This window comes from Blattabacterium sp. (Blatta orientalis) str. Tarazona (genome assembly GCF_000334405.1).
GTDB lineage: Bacteria > Bacteroidota > Bacteroidia > Flavobacteriales > Blattabacteriaceae > Blattabacterium.
Genome location: NC_020195.1, coordinates 263,345 through 287,946 on the forward strand (window position 1 = coordinate 263,345; position 24,602 = coordinate 287,946).

Sequence of the window (24,602 nt, forward strand, 5' to 3'; positions counted from 1 at the left end):
ATATTATGATAATCAAATCCAAACTAAAGAAGCATCAATTTTTTTTCAAAAAAGAAGTGAAAAATGCCAATAAAACATTTGAATATAGTGTAATTTGGTTTTTCATTATAAAAAAAGAAGAAAAGATAGGGGTTGGAGAATGTAATCCATTATTGGAAAAATTGTATAATTTAAATTTTTACGAAAAAGAATTATTGTTTATTTCTAGAAAAATAAACGCTATCAAGAAAACGGAAATTGATTATTATCGTCCTTATATTTCTTATTCTTCGATTTTATTTGGATTGGAGCAGGCTTTTTTGAGTTTAAAGAAAAAGTTTCAGATCTTATATGATTCTAAATTTACTGATGGAAAAATAGGACTTTCTATAAATAGTTTAATATGGTATTCTTCTATAAGAAATACAGAATATAAAATAAAAAAAATAGAAAAGGAAATATTTAAAGGTTTTTCATTTATCAAAATGAAAATAAATCCAATTCTTTTTCATAATCAATATTTGTATTTTTTGTTAAAAAAGATTCAAAATAAATATCCACATATAAAAATATCAATGGATGCAAATGGTTCTTTTAAAAAAAAAGAAGATACTATTTCTTGTATAAATAAGTTTTATGATATAAATATTATTCATTCCATAGAACAACCTATAGAATCCGGAAATTGGAAAGAAATATCTACAATATGTAAAGTGTCAAAAATTCCTATAGCATTAGATGAAGAATTAATAGGTATTAATGATTTAAAGTTGAAGAAAAAACTATTGGATACTATAAAACCTCAATATATAGTATTAAAACCAAGTATATGTGGAGGTTTTTACGGATGTAAAGAATGGATATTAGAGGCCAATAAGAGAAAAATTGGATGGTGGATTAGTTCTTCTTTGGAGAGTCATATAGGAATTAATGCTATGGCTCAATGGACTTTTAAAATGGAACGAGAACACAAAAATAGTAGAGGGGTACATGGATTAAATATAGGATATTTTTGTAATGATTTTTTTTCTCCTCTTCAGATAAAAAAAGGTTCTATTTGGTACAATCCTTTACATCAATGGAACATAAAAAATTTTCTCTAGGAATGTGGATTCATTTTTCTTCAAAGAAAATATCTATTATTAATTTAGTTTTAAAAGGACATCCTTTATACCAGTGGCAAGAATCCATTCTTTCTTTTTTAAAGAATTGGAATGATAAAAATAAAACAGTATTAATGAGTTTTACTTCTGGAACCACTGGTTATCCTAAAAAAATTTTTCTGAAAAAAGAATGTATGTATGAATCGGCAAAAAGAACCGTAAATTTTTTAAATCTAAAAAAAAGAGGAACTAGAGGTTTATTATGTCTATCTCCAAATTCTATAGCGAGCAAAATGTTTTTGATACGTGCAATGATATTTCAGTGGGATATCTATTGCATTCCACCTTCATCTACTCCATTAGAAAATATTGAAGGATATTTTGATATTGTTTCCATGGTTCCCATGCAAGTTTTTTCAAGTTTAAATCATTTGGATAAAATTCGAATTGTTTTGATAGGAGGAAGTTCTATTTCTGTTGAATTGGAAGAAAGATTGCAAAAAATCTCAACTATATGTTATGTTACTTATGGAATGACAGAAACATTAGGTCATATAGCCTTTAAAAAAATTAATGGATTAGATAGAACTCCATATTTTCAATCATTCGAAGATGTATATCTAAGCGTGGATAAAAGAAATTGTTTAGGTATATATGATATGGGAACCTTTATTCAAACCAATGATATAGTTCATTTAATCTCTATACATAAATTTAATTGGATAGGAAGATTTGATAATATTATTAATAGTGGAGGAATTAAAATACTTCCTGAATTAATAGAAAAGGAAATATCTCCATTTATTCCTTCTCATAAAAGATTTTTAATTTCTTCAATTCCTGATAAAATTTTTGGAGAAAAAATAGTATTAATCATTGAAGGTCATTTTTTTTCTGTGAAAATACCTCAATCTATTTTCCTGGGGAAAAAAAAATTTTATAAACCGAAAGGAATTTTTTTTGTAAAAAATTTTATAGAAAATTCTTTTGGAAAGTTGAAAAGAAAAGAAATAAGAAATTTTGTAATAAAAAATCTTCTTGTAAGTTAAGAAAATTTTTTTAGAATTTATTCAATTGGTAAAACCTCTGTTATATTTTATGAATATAAAATATTTCTTTATATATTTGTGCATAATGCGCCTTCCCTTTGATTTGATAGAATTCGAAGGGTTTTTTGTTTTTTTGGTTAGAATTATTAGTCTTCTTTTTCAAAGAAGAAATGGGAATGAATAAAAATATGAAATGGAAAAATCCATCTGAAAAATGTTTGTTTGATATTGCTAAAAAAATTGAATCTTATTCTATAGAAGATCAATTAAAAATATTCATCCTAGATACGGAAAGAATTTTTAAAGAAACTTATCAAGTATGGTCAGATACAAATAAGTTTTATAATTATTCCATTTCTGCATATTATCCGAATACTAAAAAATTAGAAAATTTTTTATAGCAGATATTCCAGAACATTTCCAATATACTAAAAATATGGGAATACGGCCTTCTTTAGCTATTATATTGATAGATGCTCGTTATGGTGGAGTAGTAGAACAAATACAAAGACATTCTTTAATTCTTGGATTGTTGAATATTCAAAAAATTATTCTAGCTGTTAATAAAAAAGATAAAAGATAACGGAGCATCCATTTTGATAGATGAGACAAAGACAAGTTATGTCACAGTAGCCACTTGTATGATTGAATAGATTATTGAATAATTTTTATTATGTCTAATCCAGATTTTTTAAATAATTTGTTTGAAAATAAAAAAAAAGGATTTTATCCTTTCCCTCACAAAAAAATGTCCGAAAAATTTGTGGAAGGTTTATTTCATCTTCTTTTTACCCCTGATCAGAATATTCTAGAAAATAGAAAATCTTTAAAGAAAAATTATCAAAAATTACAACAGGAGTTATATAACATTCTTCTAGAATTAAATTTTGAAGAATCCCGTCAAAAACATTTACCAAAATTTTTTGAAAAGATTCCTAATATTTATCAAACACTGATCACAGATGCTAATGCTATTTTAGATTTTGATCCAGCTGCAACCGGAATAGAAGAAATTTATTTGTCCTATCCCGGATTTTTTGCTACTGCATTATATAGAATGGCTCATCAATTATGGATTCTAAAAGTTCCAATACTCCCTAGACTGATCACAGAATATGCTCACAGTAAAACTGGAGTAGACATTCATGCTTCTGCAGAAATAGGAAAAGCTTTTGTGATAGATCATGGAACAGGAATAGTGATAGGATCTAGTACGAAAATAGGGAATAAAGTCAAAATATATCAAGGAGTAACTTTAGGAGCTATTTATGTAGATAAAAAATTAGCAAATAAAAAACGTCATCCTACTATAGAAGATAAAGTCACTATTTATGCGGGAGCAACTATATTGGGAGGAGAGACGATAGTTGGACATGATAGTGTTATTGGCGGAAATGTATGGGTGACCCATAGTATTCCTCCATATTCTATAGTTTATCAAAAAAATGAAATAAGAATGCGAAATAACAGTCCTTTTCCCGATCCTATTAATTATATGATATAATAAAAAAATAAAAAGATGAAAGCAGAAAGTATCTTGCAAACTATTGGAAATACCCCTCATGTACGTCTACTACGTTTATATCCAAATCATAAAGTTTGGATGAAACTGGAAAAAAATAATCCAGGAGGAAGCATTAAAGATAGAATAGCATTATCCATGATCGAAGATGCAGAGAAAAAAGGAATTCTTAAGAAGGGAAATACTATCATTGAGCCTACTTCTGGAAATACTGGAGTTGGATTAGCTATGGTTTCTTCTGTGAAAGGATATCGTCTTATTTTAGTAATGCCTGAATCTATGAGTCTTGAAAGAAGAAAGATTTTTTCAGTTTATGGAGCAAAATTTGTTCTTACTCCTAGAGATGAAGGAATGAAGGGAGCTATTGAAAAAGCGGAAGAATTGGTGAAAAAAATTCCTAATTCATGGATTCCAAAACAATTCGACAATATTTCTAATTCTAATATACATAAATATACTACGGCTAGGGAAATTTTAGAATCATTTCCTGAGGGGATTGATTATTTTATTACCGGAGTAGGAACTGGAGGACATATTACTGGAATAGGAGAAGTTCTAAAGAAAAAATTTCCAACTGTAAAAATATTTTCTGTAGAACCTGTAGAATCTCCGGTAATATTTGGAGGAAAACCTAATCCTCATGCCTTACAAGGATTAGGTGCAGGTTTTATTCCCTCTATTTTAAATATTAAAATATTAGATGGAACTTTTTTAGTTTCTAAAGAAGAAGCATTTAGTTATGTTCGCAAAGTTGCAAAAAAAGAAGGAATTTTGGTAGGAATTTCTACAGGAGCAGTATTGTCTGCTATTGCAAAAGAATTATCAAATTTTTCTGAAAATTCTACAATATTGACATTCAATTATGATACTGGAGAAAGGTATTTTTCTGTGGATGATCTTTTTGATTCAAAATAATAAAAAAAAATGAGAAAAGTAATTTTTATTTCAGAAGGCCCAGGAGACCCTGATTTGATAACTCTTAAATCCGGTTATCATTTAAGAAAATCAGAAATAGTGTTAGTGGATCGTTTTTTCAGTCCTGAAATACTAAAAAAGTACTCAAATTATAAATACTAAAAAAAAATTATTTATGTAGGAAAAAAAAGTCTATTATATTTGACTCAAAAGAGAATCCATGAGATCATGATTTATCATGCTTTACAAGGAAAATATGTGTAGTTAGACTAAAAGGAGGATATGTTTCCATTTTTTCTAATATTATGGATGAATTAATTGAATTAAAAAAATATCATATTTCTTATGAAAATATCCCATGAGTTACTGCTTCTGTAGGTGCTGCTTCTTATACAGAAATTCCTCTTACAGCGAGGGGGATACGCTTATTCAGTTCGTTATAATAACACTTCATAATCCAAATTCAATTCATAAACATCAATGGATTAAATTTCTGAAGAATTCAGATATTTTTATTATATATTTATATGTGTATTCAAAGAAATATTTATACGGATAAATTGGTAGCGATAGTAGTAGAACAAGCTACTACTAAACTTATGAAAAAAGTATATACAAGTTTTCTTTATAATTGTAAAGAGTTAATAAGAAAAGAAAAAAAATTATTTTTTGTATTAATATTCTGTTTTTTTGTAATTCATATCTGTTTTAAACTTAAAAAAATGTTATCTGAATCAAAAAATAAAGCATTCATTGAATTCATAAAAAATTCTTCTAAAGAAGAAATTATTTGGATGTCTGGATTTTTATCTGGAATGATTTCTTCTTATGGAAATTTAAAAAAATTGAGGAAATTCAAAGAAAAAATTACACTTGTTTATGGGACAGAAACAGGAAATGCAAAAAATTTAGCTTTTTCTATTGTTAGAAAAGCTAACAATAGAAATTTACAAATGAGATTGATAAGTTTAGATCAATACCGTTTGATTGATTTGAAAAAAGAAAATTATTTTTTCATAATTATTAGTACCCATGGAGAAGGGAACCCCCCATCATCTGCTAAATCTTTTTTTGATTTTATTCATCAAGAAAAAGACCTTCATTTAGATAATATGAAATATAGTGTATTAGCATTAGGAGATCGTTCTTATCCTTTTTTTTGCAAAGCAGGAGAAGATGTAGATAAACGTTTACATGAAGTGGGAGCTAGTAGATTAATTCCGTTACATAAATGTGATGTATCTTATGAAGATAAAGCAGAAGAATGGTTAAAAAAAATTTACAATTTTTTTGAAAAAGACAAATTTAAGGAAAAAATTCTCAAAAAAAATGTAGAAAAAAAAAAAATTTATGGAACTATTCTAACTAATATACTTTTAAACGATAAAGAAAGAGGTTCTAACAAAGAAATTCATCATATTGAAATTTTAATAAAAAATCCTGAAGATGCAGATTATAAACCAGGGGATTCTATAGGAGTTTTAGCGGAAAATCCTTCAGAAGAAGTAAAAAAAATTATGAATCATTTTCAAGGAAAAAAGGATGATATTTCAGGATATTCAAATTTTTTAAAAAAAACAAATATATTTAATTTATCTAAAGAGGTTTTAAAAAAATATTCTACGTTGGCAAAAAAAGACATTCTTCATGATAGAGTATGGAATCTTCTTGATCTTTTGAAAAATTTTCCTATGAAAAATAGAATTCAACCGAAAGATTTAGTTGAAATTTTGGATCCTATAAAACCCAGATTATATTCCATTTCTTCTTCTCCAAGAGTTCATGATTCTGAGATCCATATTACAGTATCACGTCATAAATTTCAAATAAATGGAAATATTAGATATGGTTATTGTTCTGATTTTATTTCTAAATTAAAGGAAGGCGATATTTTATCTTTTTTTATTCATAAAAATTACTTATTTAAGTTACCAGAATCAGACAAAGATATTATTCTTATTGGACCTGGAACAGGAATAGCACCATTTCGTTCCTTTTTATATGAAAGAGAAGCAATAGGGGCAACTGGAAGAAATTGGCTTTTTTTTGGAGATCAGCATTTTTCTTCTGATTTTTTATATCAAACGGAAATACAAAATTGGAAAAAAAACGGTGTACTTCATCGTGTGAGTCTTGCTTTTTCTAGAGATCAAGAAGAAAAAATATATGTACAAAATAAAATATGGGAAAATCGTAAAGAATTTTTTGCATGGATAGAGAATGGAGCGTATGTATACATTTGTGGTCAAAAAAAACCAATGAGTATCGATGTTGAAAATACTATATTTCGTGTAATAGAAGAAAGTCTCGGGACTTCTCCAGAGTTTTTTATAAGAAAAATGAAAGAAAGTGGACGCTATCTGAAAGATGTCTATTAATTTTTTCCAAAAAAATTTGAAAATAGAATGAGAAAAGATCGTGATTACAAAAAAAGATGACAACGATAGAAGAAAAAATAAAAAAAGAATTGTATACAGCTTGAAAGAAAAACTGTCTGTTGGTTATGATAAAGATCAAATTGTTGTAAAATTTCATGGATTATATCAAAAAGATGATATAGAGATATAAGAGAAATACGTTCTAAGAAAAAAATTAGATCGTTTATCCTCTTTTATGATTCGTTTACGAACTCCATGAGGTCTTATTAATTCGAAGCAATGGATGGCTATCCATAAAATTTCAGAAAAAATTCAACAGGAGTCATTAAAATAATAATTAGACAAACTATTTAATTACATGGATTAATTAAATATAAAATAAAACCTACTATTCAATCTTTTAATCTTTATAAAAAAGAGGATGTGAATAGAAATGTAATAGACAGTTCCTATGTAGGAAAAACATTCTTATGAAGAAATATATAGATATGCTTCTAAAATTAGTAAAATGTTACTTTCCAAAAAAATGGCTTATTATGAAATTTGGTTAGATGAAGAAAAAATTTCTTTAAAAATCATGTGTTTTCCTATAAAAAATTTTAGTTACTAAGATTGATTATTAAAGTTTTATATAATTTTTTTCAATATAGAGTTTTTTTCTTTGAGAGAAAGAATCTTTTTTACAATTATTTGAGCCATTTTATATTTTGATTCTTTGGTCCATCCAGCTATATGTGGTGTAAGAATAACTTTTTTAGAATGAATAAGATAAAAAAAATTTTTAGGGAGTTTTCGATGATAAAAAAAATTTTCAAAAGAACATTTTTCGTATTCTATCACATCTAAGCATGCTCCACATATTTTTCCATTTTTTAATGCTTTTACTAAATGATCGGTAATTACACATCCTCCACGAGAGGTGTTAATAAAATAAAAAGGTTTACTGAATTTTTTTATAAAATGTTCGTTAATCATCCCTTTAGTTTTCCTTGTGTAAGGAACGTGTAAACTAATTATATCTGATTTCAGAAAAATTGTATTCATATCTACTTGTTGTGCATAAATATTTCCTACTTTAGGTAAAATGTCATAACATAATATTGTAGCTTCGAATCCTGAAAGTTTTTTAGCGAAAGCTTTTCCTGTGTTTCCATATCCAATAATTCCTATAGTTTTTCCCTTAATTTCTCTTCCCCTATTAGATTCTCTATTCCATTTACCTTTTATGATTTCTTGGTTAGAAATAAAGAGATGATTCATTATAGATAAAAGCATAGCTATTGCATGTTCTGCCACGGAATCTCTATTTCCTTCTGGAGTAGAAATTAAGGTGATCCTATTTTTATAAACATAGTCTTTATCTATATTTTCTACTCCAGATCCGATACGAGCTATAAATCTTAATTTTTTTGCTTCTTTAAGCAAGTTTTTATTTAATTTCAATCTACTTCTTAAAATAATTCCATCATATAGGGAGATAAATTTTATAATTTTTTCTATAGGATCAGAATAATTTTCGTCGCAAATAAATCCCTCTTTCCTTAATTTATATATAATATAAGGATGATCTTTATCTAAAATTAATATTCTTTTTATCATATCAATTGATTATTGATCATCATTTTTACTACCGTTTTCAAGATTTAAATTTTCATCATTTTTACTACCGTTTTCAAGATTTAAATTTTCATCTAAATCTATAATATTTTTATTTTTTTCTTTATCATTATTGTGATCTTCTTCACAATTATCCCAATGATAATTTTCTGGTTTGTGAAATAATAATTTTTCATGATAAATCAGACTGGAATCTTTATAGAGACTTCTCATATAATAGGCCCATATAGGCAATGCCATATTTGCTCCTTGTCCTAATTTTATGCTTTCAAAATGAGCAAATCTATCCTCCCATCCTACCCAAATTCCAGTAGTTAAATTAGGGGTCATTCCTATAAACCACCCATCGGAATTTTCATTAGTAGTACCTGTTTTTCCTGCTATATCTCCTACAAAAAAATTATATTTATGTAATCTTTTGGCGGTTCCGTATTGGACTACTCCTTGCATTAATTTTAACATAATATATGCTACTTCTTCACTAAATACTTGCCTCCTACTAAGATCTATATGTTCTTTAATTAATTTTCCGTATTCATCTTCTATTTTTACTAAAATACTGGGTCTTACATAAATTCCATAATTAGTAAATGTATTAAAAGCCCCTGTCATTTCATATAAAGTTAAATCCGAAGATCCAAGAGCTATAGATGGATGTTTAGGGATTAAGGAGTCTATTCCCATTTTTCTTGCTAAATTAATCACTGGCCCTGTAGTTATTTGAGAAATAAGACGAGCGGAAATAGTATTAACAGATAGAGCTAGACCATCTTTTAAAGTTAAAAAACCTCCATATTTTCCATTGGAATTTCTTGGGCTCCATTTTCCTAAATGAAATTTTTCATTTGATATTTTCGTACAAGGAGTATAATGCAATTCATTGATTGCGGCTGCATATAAAATAGGTTTGAAAACAGAACCCACTTGACGTTGTGTTTTTGCTACATGATCATATTGGAAATAATTGAAATCTACTCCTCCCACCCATGCTTTTATATATCCAGTAGAAGCTTCTATAGAAATCAATCCAGCTTGTATTATGCTCTTTTGATAGCGGATGAATTCCCATGGAGATATGAATACTTTTTTATATCCATTCCATGTGAATAATTTTGTATTTTGTGGTTTTTTAAACGTTTCTATAATTTTTTCTTCTGAAATCCCTTTTTGTCGTAAATCCTGATAAAGTTGAGTTCTATGCATAGCTGATAGAAGAATTCTCTTTGTTTTTTCTGGAGTGATATTTAAAAATGGAGCGTTTTTATTTTTCTTCTGAGAATTATTAAATAAAATTTGCAATTGGCTAAGATGTTTTTTTACTGCTTTTTCGGCATAATCTTGCATTTTTGCATCAATAGATGTATATATTTTTAACCCGCTAGAATAAAGGTTAAGTTTTTGTCCGGTTTTTTTTTCGTAATCATCTAATGCTTCTTGAATTTCTTTTTTTAAAAATTCACCATAATAAGTTAATAATTCAAAATCTTTTTTTTGTATTTTAAAATTTATTTTAACGGGTTTTTCTAACTCATCTTTATATCTCTTATTGTTTATAAAATCATACTTTTTCATCTGATATAAAACTAGGTTTCGTTGTTTTTTAGCTCTATTAGGATATAATTTTGGATTATACAAAGATGGATTTTCTAACATTCCTACTAATGTTGCACACTCTCCTAAATTAAGTTCGGAGGCTTTTTTATTAAAATAAGTATGTGAAGCCGTTTCTATTCCTTTTGCATTATATAAAAAATCAAATTTATTATAATACATTGTAATGATTTCTTCTTTTGTGTAACGTTTCTCTAATTCGATAGCCATTACCCATTCTAAAAGTTTCTGATGCATTCTTTGTAACTTATTTTTTGCAGATGGACCTGTAAATAAAAGTTTGGCTAATTGTTGAGAAATCGTACTTCCTCCTCCTTTCTTTCCTAAAGAAAAAATAGCTCTAAGGAGAGATTTTGCATCTATTCCAGAATGATATTTGAAACGAATATCTTCCTTTGACATGAGAGCATTAACAAGATTTTTTGGAAGTTTTTGATAAGTAATCAAAGTTCTATTTTCTGAGAAAAATTTTCCTAATAAAATCCCATTGGAATCATATACTTCTGATCCAACTTCCATTATAGGATTTTCAATATCTTTTGTACTAGGAAGAGTGCCTAGATAACCTTTAGAAGCTGCATAAAAAATTATAAAAGCAGCTCCTATTCCTAGAAAATAGAAAAACCAAAAGTAAAAAAGAAGCAAACGAAAGTAAAAACTTATTTTTCTATTTTTTTTATTAGACACTTATCTTTTTTAATTAATATTCTAAACATCTGTTATTTGAATGTTAATTCTGTTTTTTGAATCACGTCAATTGTTGATAATTTCTCTAGAGGAGGAGAAATTTTATTATTTTCCAGAATTTCTTTTATTTTTTTTATTTCTATTCTAAACCAAGTATTTGGATTTTTAATGTAAGAAAACCACATTTTTTTTTTAAACACATCAATTTTCATACATTGTGCTATTCCTTTTTCTGTGTGTATTTTACAGTTAAAATCTGGAAAATCTTTTATAGCTGATAAATAAGCATCTAATTCATAATTTAGACAACATTTTAATTTACTACATTGTCCAGTTAATTTCTCTATATTTAGAGATAATTGTTGATATCTAGCCGAATTAGTCGTGACACTTTTAAAATTTTTTAACCATGTGGAACAACAAAGTTCACGACCGCAAGAACCTATTCCTCCAATTTTTGCGGCTTCTTGTCTGTATCCTATCTGACGCATCTCTATACGTATGCGAAAAGTTAAAGCTAATTCTTTAATCAACTTTCTAAAATCAATTCTATTTTCAGCCGTATAATAAAAAGTAGCTTTCTCTCCATCTCCTTGATATTCCACATCACAAATTTTCATGGAGAGATTTAAATGCTTTGCAATTTTTTTAGCTTTTAAAAGACCTTTCAATTCTTTTTTTTTATAAAAATTCCATATGTTTATCTCTTTTTCTGTGGATTTTCTGTATATTTTTTTTATGTTTGAAAACGGGTTATTTTTGTTACGTATTTGCAATTTTACCAATTCTCCGGTTAGAGTTACTGTTCCGATGTCATATCCACTAGATTTCGATTCTACAGTTACAAAATCACCTTTGCAAAGGTTTATTTTTTCTGCATTATGGAAAAATTCTTTTCTGTCATTTTTAAATTGTACTTCTATAAGATCAAAATTATCTAATAAAAAAGGAGGTTTAATATTAGATAACCAATCTACTACATGCAGTTTTTTGACACATTTTTTTTTTGTAAACATATTATTTCTATTATTAGTACATTCGTTTTTTAAGCAACTTGAACATAATTTTTCCATTATTTTAATGATTTAAAAAACAAAAATAAAACTTTTATTCTGCTTCTTATTTTTTGATAAAAATTTATATTTATAGATATGAATAAGAGAATAGCAGTATTTCCTGGATCTTTTGATCCAATAACTTTAGGACATTATGATGTTATTGTGAGATCTTTAAATTTGTTTGATAAAATTGTTATAGCTATTGGGATAAATTCAGAAAAAAACAATATGTTTTCTATTAACAGGAGAAAGGAATGGATCCAAAAAACTTTTTTAGGATTTTCTAAAATAGAAATAGATTTATTTCAAGGAATGACTATCTCTTTTTGTAGAAAAAAGAAGGCTCAATTTATATTGAGAGGTCTAAGAGACCAATTAGATTTTGAATTTGAAAGAAAAGTTTTCTATGCTAATAGAGAATTAGAGAAAAGAAATTGTATCGAAACCGTTTTTATTCTTTCTTCTTACGGAAAATCTTATATAAGTTCTAGAATTGTAAGAGAAATTATGAAAAATGGCGGGGATTATACTATTTTTGTTCCTCCTTATGTAAGAATTTAATTAATGGATCTATCACTCTTTTTTTATCCAACCAAGAGTGATTTGTTTTTTTTCTATATCAGCGTCAATCAATTTTACTTTAACTCTATCTCCTAAATAGTAAACTCTTCTTTTTTTTCTACCAATTATACTGTAATTATTGGAATGTAAAGTGTATAAATCCTCTTTTATATCACGTAATCGGATCATTCCTTCTGTTTGGAATACGAGTAAATCAATATAAACACTCCATTCGGTAAATCCTGTAATAATTCCCTCAAATTCTTTTCCTAGGTATTTTTTTATATGTTTAACCTGTAAATATTTTAAAAATTCTCTTTCTGCATCTATTGCTAAACGTTCTTTTTCACTGCAATGCTTAGATTGTTCTTCATAAAATTCTATGGAATTTAATTTATTGTTGTTCTTTTTTGTTAAATAATAATTTAATAAACGATGCGCTATGATATCTGAGTATCTTCTAATAGGAGAAGTAAAATGGGTGTAATAAACAAAAGATAATCCATAGTGTCCTATATTTTTTGTAGAATATTTTGCCTTGCTCATGGTTCGAAGAATTAAATTTTCGATCATATTTTTTTCTGGTTTTCCTTGAATACTTTTTAATAAATGATTAATAGATGTTTTTACATTTTTTAGATCTAAAAAATAACCTAAAGGCTCTATGATTTTTTTTAAAATGAAAATTTTTTGAAAATCTGGTTCATCATGAACTCTGTAAATATAGGTTCTATTAGAAGGTTTTCCATCTAAATTTAAGCTAACAAATTCTGAAATTTTTCTATTAGCTAATAGCATAAATTCTTCTATCAAACGATGAGCTTCATTGCTTTTTTCTAAGTATAATCTAGTAGGATTATTTTTTTTATCTAAATGAAACTTTATTTCTACTTTCTCTATAGAAATTGCTCCATTTTTTAGTCTATTTTTGGTTAAAATTTTAGAAAAAAAGAATAGTGTAGAAATATCTTCGTGATAATCTCCTTTTTTTCTTTCTATGATTTTTTGTACTTCTTCATATGTAAATCTTCTATTTGATCGTATAATAGTTTTCCCAAACCAACTTTTTAAAATTTTTCCTTGATTATTCATATTAAAAATGGAAGAAAAACTTAGTTTATCTTTTTCTGGGTGTAAAGAACAAAGATCATTGGATAATATTTTTGGAAGCATAGGAATAACTTTTCCTACAAAATAAATAGAATTAGCACGTGTATATGCTTCTTTATCCAAGAAACTTCCTTTTTTTACATAGTGAGAAACATCGGCTATATGAATTCCAATTTCCCAAATATTAGAATTTAATTTTCTAATGGAAAGTGCGTCATCTATATCTTTTGCATCAAGAGGATCTATAGTGAAAGTATTAATATTCCGCATATCTCTTCTCATATTTAGATCAGAATTTTTTTTCAGTACTATTTCTTTCGCTTCTTTCTCTACCTCTTTAGGAAATTCATAGGATATTCCATATTCAGACAATAAAGAAAAAATTTCTGTTTTATATTCTCCAGATACTCCAAATCCTTTAATTATTTTTCCTAAAGGATTTTTGAAATTTTTTGGCCATTTTACGATTTCTACCAATACTTTTTCATTGTGTTGATATCCTTTGAATTCGTTGATTGGAATCAATATATCCACGTGAATAGTATTGTTGTGTACTATAACTAATCCATATTGAGATTGAGATTCCATTTTTAATATTCCAGTAAAATTCTTTCTTTTCCTTTTCAGAATTTTTATGACTTCTCCTTCTATTTTTCTTCCTGATTTACGATTTTTAAATTTTACTTGGACTAAGTCTCCTTCTATAGCTCTATTCGTTTTCTTTTTAGGAATAAAAATGTCTTTAGGAAATCCTTTTATATTTACAAAAGCATATCCATAACTAGTAATATTAATAAATCCAATAGCTAAATTATTATTAGATAATCCTGAAAACTTATTGATTTTATTTTCTAATTTCATGAATAAAAAAAACATGTCAATTAACATTTAAAAATCTACAATCTACAAGTAATTTGTAAAAAATAAATATTATACATTTTTCATTTTCAGTTACGCATTTGATATTATTTATTATCTTTGCAATGATCCTTTTTTTTACTTACTATACATATATCAAAACATAAAAAAAATTAGCTCCATAAAATGACAGGTAAACGTCTATTATATGTTTCTTCAGATTTATTTCCTTTCTCTTCAGAGAATCCTATTTCTTTGTCAGTTTTAAAGGCTACCAAGTTTATGCAGTCTATAGGAAACGATGTACGTATATTCATGCCCCGTTTTGGAGTAATAAATGAACGAAGACATCAATTGCATGAAGTCATTCGTTTGTCAGGAATGAATTTAATTATTAATGAGATGGATCAACCTTTATTAATTAAGGTAGCATCTATTCCTGATGCAAGGCTGCAAGTTTATTTTATAGATAATGAAGAATATTTTAAAAGAAAAGCTATATATGAAGATGAGAATGGAATATTTTTTCATGATAATGATGAAAGAGCCCTTTTTTTAACAAAAGGAGTTTTGGAAGCTGTTAAAAAATTGAATTGGAAGCCAGATATTATTCATATATATGGTTGGATTAGTTCTTTTATTCCACTGTATATTAAGAATTTTTACAAAAATGATCCTGTTTACCAGAATACGAAAATAGTGGTTTCTATTTATAATAATCCTTTTAAAGGAATTATTAACAAGGATATTATTAAAAAGGTAAAATTTGATGGAATTAAATCTAGAAAATTAAAATTGTTAGAAAATCCAAATTATTTTAATCTGATAAAATTATGTATGTTTTTTTCCGATGCCATAATTAAAGGAGATCTTTCTTTTCCTAAAGAAATAGAAGACTATATAGATGAAAATAAATTATTAGTATTAAAATATTATCCTGTAGAAAAAATAGAAACCGTTTATCAACAATTTTATAAAGAAACTGTTTTAGAAACAGATTAATTTTAAAAAAAATTCTAATTTTATCAGTTAGAATGTGTGGTATAATTGGTTATTTGGGATATAGAGAAGCATATCCGATTCTTATTAATGGATTAAAAAAATTGGAATATCGTGGGTACGATAGTTCTGGAATAGCTATTTTTTATGAAAATGGATATAATCTATACAAAACTAAAGGAAAAGTTGATGAATTAAAGAAAAAAATTTCTTCTTGTAAAATTCAAATAAAAGGAACAACTGGAATAGGACATACTAGATGGGCTACACATGGAATTCCGGATGATATTAACGCTCATCCTCATGTTTCCAATTCTAATGAACTTATTTTAATTCACAATGGAATTATAGAAAATTATCATGCAATTAAAATAATTTTATTGAAAAATGGTTTCACTTTTAAAAGTAAAACAGATACAGAAGTTTTAGTAAACTTGATTGAATATATTCAAAAAAAAAATAAATTATCTTTGGAAGAAGCTGTACGAGTTTCTCTGAATGAAGTGATTGGAGCATATTCTATAGCTATAGTAGAAAAATCAAATCCAGAAAGAATTGTTATTGCAAAATTAGGAAGTCCTCTAGCATTGGGAATAAATGAAAGGGAGTTTTTTATTGCTTCTGATCCTATTCCCTTTATTGATTATACTAAAAATGCTCTTTATTTGAAAGATGGTGAAATGGCTATTCTTAGAAAAGATAAAGAATTAGATCTTCGTAAGATTATAGATAATCATAAACTTAATCCAATTATTAAAGAACTTAAAATTAATCTTCAAAAGATTGAAAAAGGAGAATACAAATATTTCATGTTAAAAGAAATTTATGAACAACCAAAAACGATTTTAGATACTTTACGTGGAAGATTATTAATTGCAGATGGGGGAGTTATTTGTATTGATGGAATTGAATCTAATAAGGACGTATTTATTAATGCTAGATGTATAACTATAGTAGCTTGTGGAACTTCATGGCATGCTAGTTTAATTGGAGAGTACTTATTAGAAGAATTAGCTCATGTTCCAGTAGAAGTAGAATATGCTTCTGAATTTAGATATAGGAATCCTATTATAGAAAAAAGGGATATTGTTATAGTGATTTCCCAATCTGGAGAAACCGCAGATACTATAGCTGCTTTAAAATTAGCTAAGAAAAAAGGAGCTTTTGTTTTTGGAATTTGTAATGTAGTTGGATCATCTATAGCAAGAAATGTAGACGCAGGAGCTTATACACATGCTGGACCTGAAATAGGAGTGGCTTCTACAAAAGCTTTCACAGCACAAATCACTGTTCTTGTTTTGCTAGCTTTGAAAATAGGAAAACATAGATCAGCGATTACAGATAGTCGTTACAAATATTTATGTCAAGAATTGGGTTCTATTCCAGATAAAGTGAGCAGGACATTAAAAATGGATGAAACTATAAAAAAAATATCTAAAATATTTTACAATGTAAATAACTTTCTTTATTTAGGTAGAGGAATTAATTTTCCAGTAGCTTTAGAAGGAGCTTTAAAATTGAAAGAAATTTCCTATATTCATGCTGAGGGGTATCCTGCTGCAGAGATGAAGCATGGACCTATTGCTTTAATAGATGAAAAGATCCCTGTTATAATTATAGCTACAAAAAAAGGATGTTATGATAAGATTGTAGGAAATATTGAGGAAATTAAAGCAAGGAAAGGAAAAATAATAGCAATAGTTAATGAAGGGGATATACAAGTAAGTATGTTAGCAGATCATGTAATACAAGTTCCAGAAATATCTGAAGAACTTAGTCCATTAGTCACGGTGATTCCTCTTCAATTATTGGCTTATCAGATAGCTTTTATACGTGGAGAAAATGTAGATCAGCCAAGGAATTTGGCTAAATCTGTCACAGTGGAATAATTTTTATAACGATATTCCTGTATGTATTTTTCTAAAGCTTTAGCCATGGAAGGATTATTTTTTGGTTGGAACTTTTATTTCTATTTTTAATCCGGCTTTGTAAGCTGCATCTAAAGTATTTTTACCAAAAGTTGCGATTTTTATGTTATTTTGATCAAACTTAGGAAAGTTTTCAAATAAAGATTTTATACATGCTGGGCTAAAGAAAACTAAAATATCATAATAAATATTTTTTAAATCAGATAAATCACTAGAAGTAGTTTTGTATAAAATAGCTCTTTTCCAAAAAATATTGAGTTTCTTCAGAATTTTTGGAATTTCTGGTTTTAATATATCTGAAGAGGGTAAAATGAATTTTTCTTTTGAATGTTTCTTAATGTAAGGGAGAATGTCTTGAAAGGATTTTTTTCCAATGTATATTTTTCTTTTTCTGTACACTATATACTTTTGTAAGTAATAAGCTATGGCTGCTGTTTGACAAAAATACTTCATAGAAATAGGAACTTTGAAACGCATTGATTCTGCTAATCTAAAATAATGATCTATGGATTTTTTACTTATGAAAAGAACTACAGTAAAATCAGAAAAGTTTATTTTCTGTTTTCTTACATCAGAAGATGATGCTCCTTTTACTTCTATGAAAGATCTAAAATCTATTTTTACATTTTCATTTTTACTGAGTTCTATATAGGGAGAATTTGAACTTGTAAATGCTTGTGAAACGAGAATATTATTGATCTTCATTATATCATTGTATTATTGAAAAATCACAGGAATAAAGATTTAAATTTGCAAATGTACAAAAAAGTTAGGATAAATTAACATAACAACTGATAATGAACAAGTAGAAAATATCATTGCAAATGAAAAAAATAATTCTATTACTGTTTTTTTTGTTTTTTCAGAAAAAAGTATTCCCATTAGTCTTATTATTCCTCATAAAAAAATGGTAAATCTGATAACGGAACTTCTTTTGAATAATTTATTTTCTCCTTTGGATGGTCCGTTTTGTAAAGAGAAAGAGGATAAAATATATAAAAAATATAATATTACAGAGAAAGATTTTTTGTACAATTATTTTTTTTATACAAAAAAAATAGAAAATCATATTAATATTTTAAGAAAAGTGCAAGAGAATCTATCAAAGAGGCACAGAGCGGAATCGAACCGCTATAAAAGGTTTTGCAGACCTCTGCCTTTCCAATCGGCCACAGTGCCTTAATTTATCATCCATCTAAAACAATGCAAACTCTATCCACACGGCTTTGTAGAGGTGGATTTTCTTTGCAAATTTTTATTCTTGTTGATTTTACTAAATCTATTCTATATTTTTTGATTCTTTGAATAATTCTTTGAGCTAAATGTTCTAATAATTTTGAATTAATAGCCATTTCTTCTTTTACAATGCGATATAAATGCACATAGTCAATAGTTTTTGATAAATCATCACTTATTGAAGCTTTATAAAGATCTAATTCAATTTCTAAATTTACCGTATAATATGACCCTAAAGTGGCTTCTTCTGGCATGCATCCGTGAAATCCAAATAATTTGATATTTTCAACAAGAATCTTCCCCATTCTATATCCTATTCTTATATGGCTTTTTTGTAATTTTCTTCTATTTTTTTCCAGTTGATAATCTTCCAAAAAGAAGAGATGTAATCAGCACGACGGTTTTGGTATTGAAGATAATAGGCATGTTCCCAAACATCTAATCCTAATATCGGAACTCCTTCGCAACCTATTCCTAACATAACAGGATTGTCTTGATTAGCTGTAGAACAAATAGTTAACTTTTTTTCTTTTACACATAACCAAGTCCATCCAGAACCAAAACGATTCATAGCAATAGAGGTAAATTTTTCTTTAAAAGCGTCAAAGGACTTAAAGTCTTTTTCAATGGCGTTTTTTATATATTTGCTTGGAGGGGTATAATCTAAATGAGGAATTAATATTTCCCAAAAAAAATTATGATTATAAAAACCTCCACCATTATTACGTACTATTCGCTTTTCAATATTAGATCTTCGCAGGATTTCTTCTATAGAAAGAAGTGTAAGATCTGTTCCTTCAATAGCTTTATTTAAATTATTAGTATATCCTGCATGATGTTTTGTATAATGGATTTCCATAGTTTTTTGATCTATATAAGGTTCTAGATCTTTATAATTATAAGATAATTTTGGAAGTTTGAATGACATATTCATTATTTTTTTAATGCAATTGTTTTAATGAACAAATATAATTAAAATTAAAAATACAAGAAAAACTATGAAATTATTGCTTTTATTCCAGGAAGAATTTTATTTTTTAGGCTTTCTAACATGGCCCCCCCACCAGTAGATAAATAACTAATTTTAGTTTCATATTTTTTCATTTTTAATGCAGCAATAGAATCTCCACCTCCTACTAAAGAAAAGGCTCCGTTTTCAGTAGCTCTCACGATAGCTTTTGCTATGGAAGTAGTTCCTGAAGAAAAATTTTGAAATTCAAAAACTCCTAATGGTCCATTCCAAAGAATTGTACGAGAATAATTTATGATTTCGCAAAAATGTTTTATGGATGCAGGACCTATATCCAATCCCATCCAACCATTAGGGATAGAGTGAATAGAAACGATTTTAGTTTTAGCAGAGTTTTTAAAAGAATCGGCGATGATCACATCTTTTGGGAAAAAAATTTTTGTTTTCTTTTGTTTTTGATATTGTTCAATAATTTTTTGCAATATTTTAAGATCTTTATATTCGTCTACAAGGGAATCCCCAACTTTTCCTCCTTTGGCTTTAATAAAAGGATAAGACATTGCTCCTCCTATCAATATGTAATCTACCAAGTTAATTAGATTTTCAATGATAGCTATTTTAGAAGAAATTTTTGCTCCTCCTAATAAGATTGTAATGGGAGCCATCCCTTTTCCTAAAACTTTTTTTAAAGATTGAATTTCTTTTTTCATAAGAAATCCTATACATTTTCTTCCTCTAAAAAATTTAGGAACTATGCTAATGGAAGCATGTGGACGATGAGATACGCCAAAAGCATCGTTTACATAAATATCTCCAAGTTTGGATAATTGGAAAGCAAAATTTTCATTTCCCTCCTCTTCTTCTTTATAGAAACGAATGTTTTCTAATAGTAAAACTTCTCCATTTTTTAATTCAGAAATTTTTTTTTCTACTGCTTTTCCTATACAATTTTCCGAAAATTGTATAGGGGTTTTTAATTTTTTGGATAAATAAGAAATGATGAATCTTAAGGAATAAATTTTTGAACATTTTCCTTTTGGTCTTCCAAAATGAGAAATAAGAACTACTTTTCCGGAATCATAAATTATTTTTTGAATGGTAGGAAGACTATATAGAATACGTGTATCATCGATAATTTGATAGGATTGATTATTATTAACAGGAACATTGAAATCTACTCTCACTAAAGCTATTTTATTTTTAAAATTGAAATCATTTGCGGTTTTTATATTCTCTATCATAACCAATATTGAAATGTTCATATGAAATATACAAAAATAAATAGATTTTAATTATGTAATTTTTCATGTATTTTTATATTATGTTTCTTAATAAGAAATGAATGAAAATAGCAATAGGATCTGATCATACAGGAGTAGATTATAAACATCTGATAATTGACTTTTTAGTTAAGAAGGGTTATCATATAAAGGATTTTGGTTTTTCTAGCTATGGAAAGAAAGTTGATTATCCAGATTTCATCCATCCTACAGTTGAATCAGTAGATAAAGGGGAAATGGATTTTGGGATTATTATTTGCGGAAGCGGAAATGGAGCTTCTATGACTGCTAATAAATATCAAAAGATCCGCGCGGCATTAGTGTGGAATAAAGAAGTCGCATTTTTAGCTAGAAAACATAATAATGCTAATGTGTTAAGTTTGCCTGCGCGTTTTTTAGAAAGTAAAAAAGAGGTTTTGGAAATAGTAGAAATGTTTTTGAAAACAGATTTTGAAGGTGGAAGACATAAAAGAAGGATAGAAAAAATTACCAATAAAAATGAAAATCCTCAGTAGCTCAGTTGGTTAGAGCACCTGACTGTTAATCAGGGTGTCGCTGGTTCGAATCCAGCCTGAGGAGCTCTTCGGGGTGTAGCTCAGTTGGGATAGAGTAAACGTCTGGGGGACGTGTGGTCGCTGGTTCAAGTCCAGTCACCCCGATTGTAAATAAAATTTGATACTAGATTTACAGTCTTTTTTTTTGTTTGATACAAATTTAGGTTTAGCAATATTACATCAAATAAATTTGCATATCTCCATTCTATGCTAGCTTTCTCTAAACGTGTTTTTATCTTAGATAAATTTTCGTGATTTCTTTTTAATAATCTTTTTTTTAATATTTCTATGGAATGTACCAGAACAAATATAGATAGAGAATTATTTGGATATAGTTTTTTTAAATGTAATCCTCCTTTCACATCGACATCAAATAAAATATGTTTATTTTCATTCCATATTTTAGATATCTCGCTTTTTAAGGTTCCATAAAATAGTTTTGGATAAACTTCTTCCCATTCTGCAAACTGATATTTTTTTATTTTAGAAATAAATTTTTTCGTAGAAATAAAATAATAGTCTATCCCATGTTTTTCTTTATTTCTTATAGGACGTGTAGTACATGAAACAGAAAATTTTAATTCTGTAACTTTTGAAAGTATATGCTTTGAAATAGTCGTTTTTCCAGATCCTGAAGGACCTGATAAAATAATCATCTTTCCTTTTTTCATCTTTATCATTATAAACTATTATCAGGATTATTGAATTAAAAAATAAGAATATTATAATTTATTTTCATTTCTTCGTTATTATTTCCTAACTTTGTTCATACTTTGGTCATTTTTTCCTTAACATGGACTAAGTATATGGAAAATAAGAAAATCTAGGAATAAATTTAACAAGTTTATGAAATTAGGAATAGTAGGTGTTACAGGAATGGTAGGACGTGTAATGATGGAAGTTTTAGAAACTAGAAATTTTCCAGTAAAAGAATTGTATCTATCCGCTTCCGAAAAATCAATAGGAAAAGAATTTTTTTTTCGAAAAAAAAAATATCCGATAATTGGAATTCAAGATTTGATTTTAAAGAATCTTGATGTTGTTTTATTTTCGGCTGGATCTTCTATTTCCAAAGAATGGGCTCCTAGGTTTTCCAAAATAGGGACTACTGTAATAGATAATTCTTCTGCATGGAGAATGGATCCTGATAAAAAGTTAGTTGTTCCTGAAATTAATATATCTTCTTTATCTAAAAAAGATAAGATCATAGCTAATCCAAATTGTTCTACAATACAACTGGTTATGATTTTACATCCTTTGCATTTGGAGTATGGAATAAATCGTGTTATTGTTTCTACCTATCAATCCGTGACAGGTACAGGAAAAAAAGCTATAGATCAATTAAATAGTGAAAAGAAATCATTAATGACTTATGAAAAAGTATATCCATATCCTATTTATCAAAATGTATTACCACATTGTGATTCATTTGGAGAAAATGGTTATACCGTAGAAGAAATCAAGCTAATGAGAGAAACAAAAAAAATCATAAATGATCAGAACATAGCTATAACAGCTACGGCCGTACGTGTTCCTGTTATAGGTGGACATTCGGAAAGTGTGAATGTCACGTTTAAAAGAGAGCCTAATATTGATCATATTTATGAAATTTTTTCTAAAAAGAAAGGAATTGTGGTTCAAGATAATCCAAAAAAAAATATTTATCCAATGCCATTGTTTGCTCATGGAAAAGATGAAGTATTTGTTGGGCGTATTCGTAAAGATTATTCTTGTTCAAATTCTCTAAATTTTTGGATTGTTGCAGATAATTTACGTAAAGGGGCAGCTACAAATGCAATACAAATAGTGGAATCTTTGATTGAAAAAAAATATATTTAGAGCTTTCTCTCTATAATTATGACATATTCTCCCAATACTTTCTTTATATTTTTATAATGTAGAATTATGTCTTCAATATTTCCTCTTAAAGTTTCCTGAAACATCTTAGATATTTCTTTACAGATAACAATGTTTCTTTTTAATCCAAAAAAATCTTTTAAGTCGTTTAATGTTCGTAATAATCTATGAGGAGATTCATATAAGATGATTGTTCTATTTTCTTTTGACAAATTACTCAATTGTATTTTTCTTTTTTTTTGGGTCAAAAAACCAACAAAAGTAAACTCATTAATAGGAAATCCAGAAATTACTACAGCTGGGATAAGGGCGGTTGGTCCAGGTAAACATTCTATGGAAATAGAAGCTTTAATACAGGATTTAATAAGCAAGAATCCTGGATCGGATATACTTGGAGTCCCTGCATTGGAAATTAACGCCAGTTTTTTTCCTTTTTTTATTTTTTCCAAAATAGAAGAAATCATTTTATGTTCGTTATATGCATGATAAGTTTTTATGTGGGTTTTAATGTTATAAAAATTCAATAATCTTTTAGAAATTTTCTTATTTTCTGCTAAAATAAGATCTACCTCATTTAAGATACGCAAACTTCTAAAAGTTAAATCTTCTCTATTTCCTATAGGGGTAGGAATTATATACAGCATTTTATCTCATAATATATGAAAAAAAGATCTTATAATGATAGATTTTGTTTAGATTTTTCCTAGATAAAAAATCTATAACTTTCCTTATAGTTTTTCTATTATATTATTTTTTTTAATTAAATCGTTATTGTATTTAAGCATATTTCAGATTGACATTTCATTATCATTGTATATATGTAAAATTTTTTTATGATAGTTGTTCATGGTATTTTTATTAATTAAAAGAATTAATAGATGATGGTGAAATAAAAAAAGGAATGAAAGGTAAACAATATATATTTAGAAGTCCCCTGGTATCTGGAGAGATCATATTTAAGTATGATTTAAATGGTTTTTTGAGAGAAGTCGTGTTTCCAGAAAAACTTTCTTTATCACATTATGTATGGATAGGAAAATATATTCCTTATAACGAATCTATTATAAATAAAATGAAAAATGCAAAAGCAGCGTTTTCTATAGAAGAAATTCCTGTAGACTTATCTTTTAATCGTTTTTGGACAGATTATAAATATAAAGTAGGAAAAAAAAAGATGGCGGAAAATTTATGGGATAGAATGTCTTTATCTGATAGAATAAAAGCCTTGTCTTATATACCTAAGTATTTAGACCATGTGAAAAGAACAGGACATGATCAAGCATATCCTACTACATATTTAAATCAAAGATATTTTGAGAGTTAAAAACTC

At 27.2% G+C, this 24,602-nt stretch carries 24 protein-coding genes, 3 tRNA genes and 2 pseudogenes; 18 read left to right on the forward strand and 11 right to left on the reverse strand.

All coding sequences use genetic code 11. The features are described 5' to 3' along the window. Positions 1-5: 5 nt before the first annotated feature. The 9 genes from BLBBOR_RS01360 to BLBBOR_RS03255 all read left to right on the forward strand — a co-directional run bounded on the left by BLBBOR_RS01360 (position 6) and on the right by BLBBOR_RS03255 (position 7,136). Positions 6-1,082 carry an enolase C-terminal domain-like protein gene (locus tag BLBBOR_RS01360; protein ID WP_015370659.1) on the forward strand — a complete coding sequence of 359 codons (1,077 nt, stop codon included), beginning with the start codon at positions 6-8 and terminating at the stop codon, positions 1,080-1,082. Continuing rightward, positions 1,058-2,131: an AMP-binding protein gene (locus BLBBOR_RS01365; protein ID WP_045118220.1), complete on the forward strand. Its 1,074-nt coding sequence runs from the start codon at positions 1,058-1,060 to the stop codon at positions 2,129-2,131. Before BLBBOR_RS01360 ends, BLBBOR_RS01365 begins: the two co-directional genes overlap by 25 nt. Positions 2,132-2,256: 125 nt before the next feature. Then, on the forward strand, positions 2,257-2,532 hold the full coding sequence (locus BLBBOR_RS01370; RefSeq protein ID WP_045118221.1) for a hypothetical protein: 276 nt from the start codon (positions 2,257-2,259) through the stop codon (positions 2,530-2,532). Positions 2,533-2,567: 35 nt separating this feature from the next. Beyond that, the gene (locus BLBBOR_RS03205) at positions 2,568-2,714 is read left to right on the forward strand and encodes a hypothetical protein (RefSeq protein WP_235043238.1); all 147 of its coding nucleotides are present in this window, start codon (positions 2,568-2,570) and stop codon (positions 2,712-2,714) included. A gap of 90 nt (positions 2,715-2,804) precedes the next feature. After that, the gene (locus tag BLBBOR_RS01375; RefSeq protein ID WP_015370661.1) at positions 2,805-3,635 is read left to right on the forward strand and encodes a serine O-acetyltransferase; all 831 of its coding nucleotides are present in this window, start codon (positions 2,805-2,807) and stop codon (positions 3,633-3,635) included. A gap of 15 nt (positions 3,636-3,650) precedes the next feature. Beyond that, positions 3,651-4,568 (forward strand): cysteine synthase A, encoded by a 918-nt coding sequence (gene cysK, locus BLBBOR_RS01380; protein ID WP_015370662.1) that lies wholly within the window; start codon positions 3,651-3,653, stop codon positions 4,566-4,568. A 9-nt stretch (positions 4,569-4,577) separates the two neighbouring features. Beyond that, positions 4,578-4,730: a hypothetical protein gene (locus tag BLBBOR_RS03270; protein WP_200858161.1), complete on the forward strand. Its 153-nt coding sequence runs from the start codon at positions 4,578-4,580 to the stop codon at positions 4,728-4,730. A 365-nt stretch (positions 4,731-5,095) separates the two neighbouring features. Then, complete coding sequence (locus BLBBOR_RS01390; protein WP_235043239.1) at positions 5,096-6,946, forward strand: sulfite reductase flavoprotein subunit alpha; 1,851 nt, start codon at positions 5,096-5,098, stop codon at positions 6,944-6,946. 40 nt (positions 6,947-6,986) lie between these two features. Then, entirely contained in the window at positions 6,987-7,136 is a 150-nt protein-coding gene (locus tag BLBBOR_RS03255; RefSeq protein WP_158320634.1) for a hypothetical protein, read from the forward strand. Positions 7,137-7,573: 437 nt separating this feature from the next. Here the strand turns inward: BLBBOR_RS03255 and BLBBOR_RS01395 are convergent, their stop codons facing one another. From BLBBOR_RS01395 to BLBBOR_RS01405, 3 genes are read right to left on the reverse strand one after another with little or no spacing between them, the layout of a single operon-like run. Then, positions 7,574-8,545: an NAD(P)-dependent oxidoreductase gene (locus tag BLBBOR_RS01395; RefSeq protein ID WP_015370664.1), complete on the reverse strand. Its 972-nt coding sequence runs from the start codon at positions 8,543-8,545 to the stop codon at positions 7,574-7,576. Between the two features lie 9 nt (positions 8,546-8,554). Next, positions 8,555-10,861: a transglycosylase domain-containing protein gene (locus tag BLBBOR_RS01400; protein ID WP_015370665.1), complete on the reverse strand. Its 2,307-nt coding sequence runs from the start codon at positions 10,859-10,861 to the stop codon at positions 8,555-8,557. A 32-nt stretch (positions 10,862-10,893) separates the two neighbouring features. After that, a complete protein-coding gene (locus tag BLBBOR_RS01405; RefSeq protein ID WP_015370666.1) occupies positions 10,894-11,934 on the reverse strand; it encodes a regulatory iron-sulfur-containing complex subunit RicT in 1,041 nt (346 codons plus the stop codon). A 78-nt stretch (positions 11,935-12,012) separates the two neighbouring features. Here BLBBOR_RS01405 and coaD point away from each other — a divergent pair, with 78 nt between their 5' ends. Beyond that, positions 12,013-12,480, forward strand: a complete 468-nt coding sequence (gene coaD / locus BLBBOR_RS01410) for a pantetheine-phosphate adenylyltransferase (protein ID WP_015370667.1) — start codon at positions 12,013-12,015, stop codon at positions 12,478-12,480. 12 nt (positions 12,481-12,492) lie between these two features. Here the strand turns inward: coaD and rnr are convergent, their stop codons facing one another. Beyond that, positions 12,493-14,451 carry a ribonuclease R gene (rnr, locus tag BLBBOR_RS01415; RefSeq protein WP_045118247.1) on the reverse strand — a complete coding sequence of 653 codons (1,959 nt, stop codon included), beginning with the start codon at positions 14,449-14,451 and terminating at the stop codon, positions 12,493-12,495. 183 nt (positions 14,452-14,634) lie between these two features. On the opposite strand from rnr, the gene BLBBOR_RS01420 reads away from it, so the two are divergent. Together BLBBOR_RS01420 and glmS are read left to right on the forward strand one after the other, a co-directional pair. Next, complete coding sequence (locus BLBBOR_RS01420; protein ID WP_015370669.1) at positions 14,635-15,450, forward strand: glycogen/starch synthase; 816 nt, start codon at positions 14,635-14,637, stop codon at positions 15,448-15,450. A 32-nt stretch (positions 15,451-15,482) separates the two neighbouring features. Beyond that, positions 15,483-17,336, forward strand: coding sequence for a glutamine--fructose-6-phosphate transaminase (isomerizing) (gene glmS, locus BLBBOR_RS01425; RefSeq protein WP_015370670.1), 1,854 nt, complete (start codon positions 15,483-15,485; stop codon positions 17,334-17,336). On the opposite strand, the pseudogene BLBBOR_RS01430 reads toward glmS, so the two are convergent. Continuing rightward, positions 17,297-18,080 (reverse strand): annotated as a pseudogene (locus BLBBOR_RS01430) (uroporphyrinogen-III synthase). The gene glmS and the pseudogene BLBBOR_RS01430 overlap by 40 nt on opposite strands. 202 nt (positions 18,081-18,282) lie before the next feature. Between BLBBOR_RS01430 and BLBBOR_RS03340 the strand changes: the two are divergent. After that, positions 18,283-18,429, forward strand: a pseudogene (locus BLBBOR_RS03340) (hypothetical protein); the annotation flags it as partial. A 54-nt stretch (positions 18,430-18,483) separates the two neighbouring features. Here BLBBOR_RS03340 and BLBBOR_RS01435 read toward each other — a convergent pair. The 4 genes from BLBBOR_RS01435 to pgk form a co-directional block, all read right to left on the reverse strand. After that, positions 18,484-18,554: transfer RNA gene (locus BLBBOR_RS01435), tRNA-Cys, on the reverse strand. Between the two features lie 8 nt (positions 18,555-18,562). Then, on the reverse strand, positions 18,563-18,916 hold the full coding sequence (gene folB, locus BLBBOR_RS01440) for a dihydroneopterin aldolase (RefSeq protein WP_015370672.1): 354 nt from the start codon (positions 18,914-18,916) through the stop codon (positions 18,563-18,565). A 14-nt stretch (positions 18,917-18,930) separates the two neighbouring features. Continuing rightward, complete coding sequence (locus BLBBOR_RS01445) at positions 18,931-19,539, reverse strand: superoxide dismutase (RefSeq protein ID WP_045118222.1); 609 nt, start codon at positions 19,537-19,539, stop codon at positions 18,931-18,933. 68 nt (positions 19,540-19,607) lie between these two features. Next, positions 19,608-20,843 (reverse strand): phosphoglycerate kinase, encoded by a 1,236-nt coding sequence (gene pgk, locus BLBBOR_RS01450; RefSeq protein ID WP_015370674.1) that lies wholly within the window; start codon positions 20,841-20,843, stop codon positions 19,608-19,610. A gap of 80 nt (positions 20,844-20,923) precedes the next feature. Here pgk and rpiB point away from each other — a divergent pair, with 80 nt between their 5' ends. The 3 genes from rpiB to BLBBOR_RS01465 all read left to right on the forward strand — a co-directional run bounded on the left by rpiB (position 20,924) and on the right by BLBBOR_RS01465 (position 21,520). Continuing rightward, a complete protein-coding gene (rpiB, locus tag BLBBOR_RS03215; RefSeq protein WP_015370675.1) occupies positions 20,924-21,376 on the forward strand; it encodes a ribose 5-phosphate isomerase B in 453 nt (150 codons plus the stop codon). After that, positions 21,367-21,440: transfer RNA gene (locus BLBBOR_RS01460), tRNA-Asn, on the forward strand. Before rpiB ends, BLBBOR_RS01460 begins: the two co-directional genes overlap by 10 nt. 5 nt (positions 21,441-21,445) lie before the next feature. Next, a tRNA-Pro gene (locus tag BLBBOR_RS01465) sits at positions 21,446-21,520 on the forward strand. Here BLBBOR_RS01465 and gmk read toward each other — a convergent pair. Then, complete coding sequence (gene gmk, locus BLBBOR_RS03220; protein ID WP_083891311.1) at positions 21,502-22,086, reverse strand: guanylate kinase; 585 nt, start codon at positions 22,084-22,086, stop codon at positions 21,502-21,504. The two genes, BLBBOR_RS01465 and gmk, sit on opposite strands and share 19 nt — an antisense overlap. Before the next feature lie 175 nt (positions 22,087-22,261). Here gmk and asd point away from each other — a divergent pair, with 175 nt between their 5' ends. Next, the gene (asd, locus tag BLBBOR_RS01470; RefSeq protein WP_015370677.1) at positions 22,262-23,254 is read left to right on the forward strand and encodes an aspartate-semialdehyde dehydrogenase; all 993 of its coding nucleotides are present in this window, start codon (positions 22,262-22,264) and stop codon (positions 23,252-23,254) included. On the opposite strand, the gene rsmI is transcribed toward asd, so the two are convergent. Next, complete coding sequence (rsmI, locus tag BLBBOR_RS01475; protein WP_015370678.1) at positions 23,251-23,916, reverse strand: 16S rRNA (cytidine(1402)-2'-O)-methyltransferase; 666 nt, start codon at positions 23,914-23,916, stop codon at positions 23,251-23,253. The genes asd and rsmI overlap by 4 nt on opposite strands. A gap of 257 nt (positions 23,917-24,173) precedes the next feature. Here rsmI and BLBBOR_RS01480 point away from each other — a divergent pair, with 257 nt between their 5' ends. Further along, on the forward strand, positions 24,174-24,596 hold the full coding sequence (locus BLBBOR_RS01480) for a hypothetical protein (protein WP_015370679.1): 423 nt from the start codon (positions 24,174-24,176) through the stop codon (positions 24,594-24,596). The last annotated feature ends 6 nt before the right edge of the window (positions 24,597-24,602 follow it).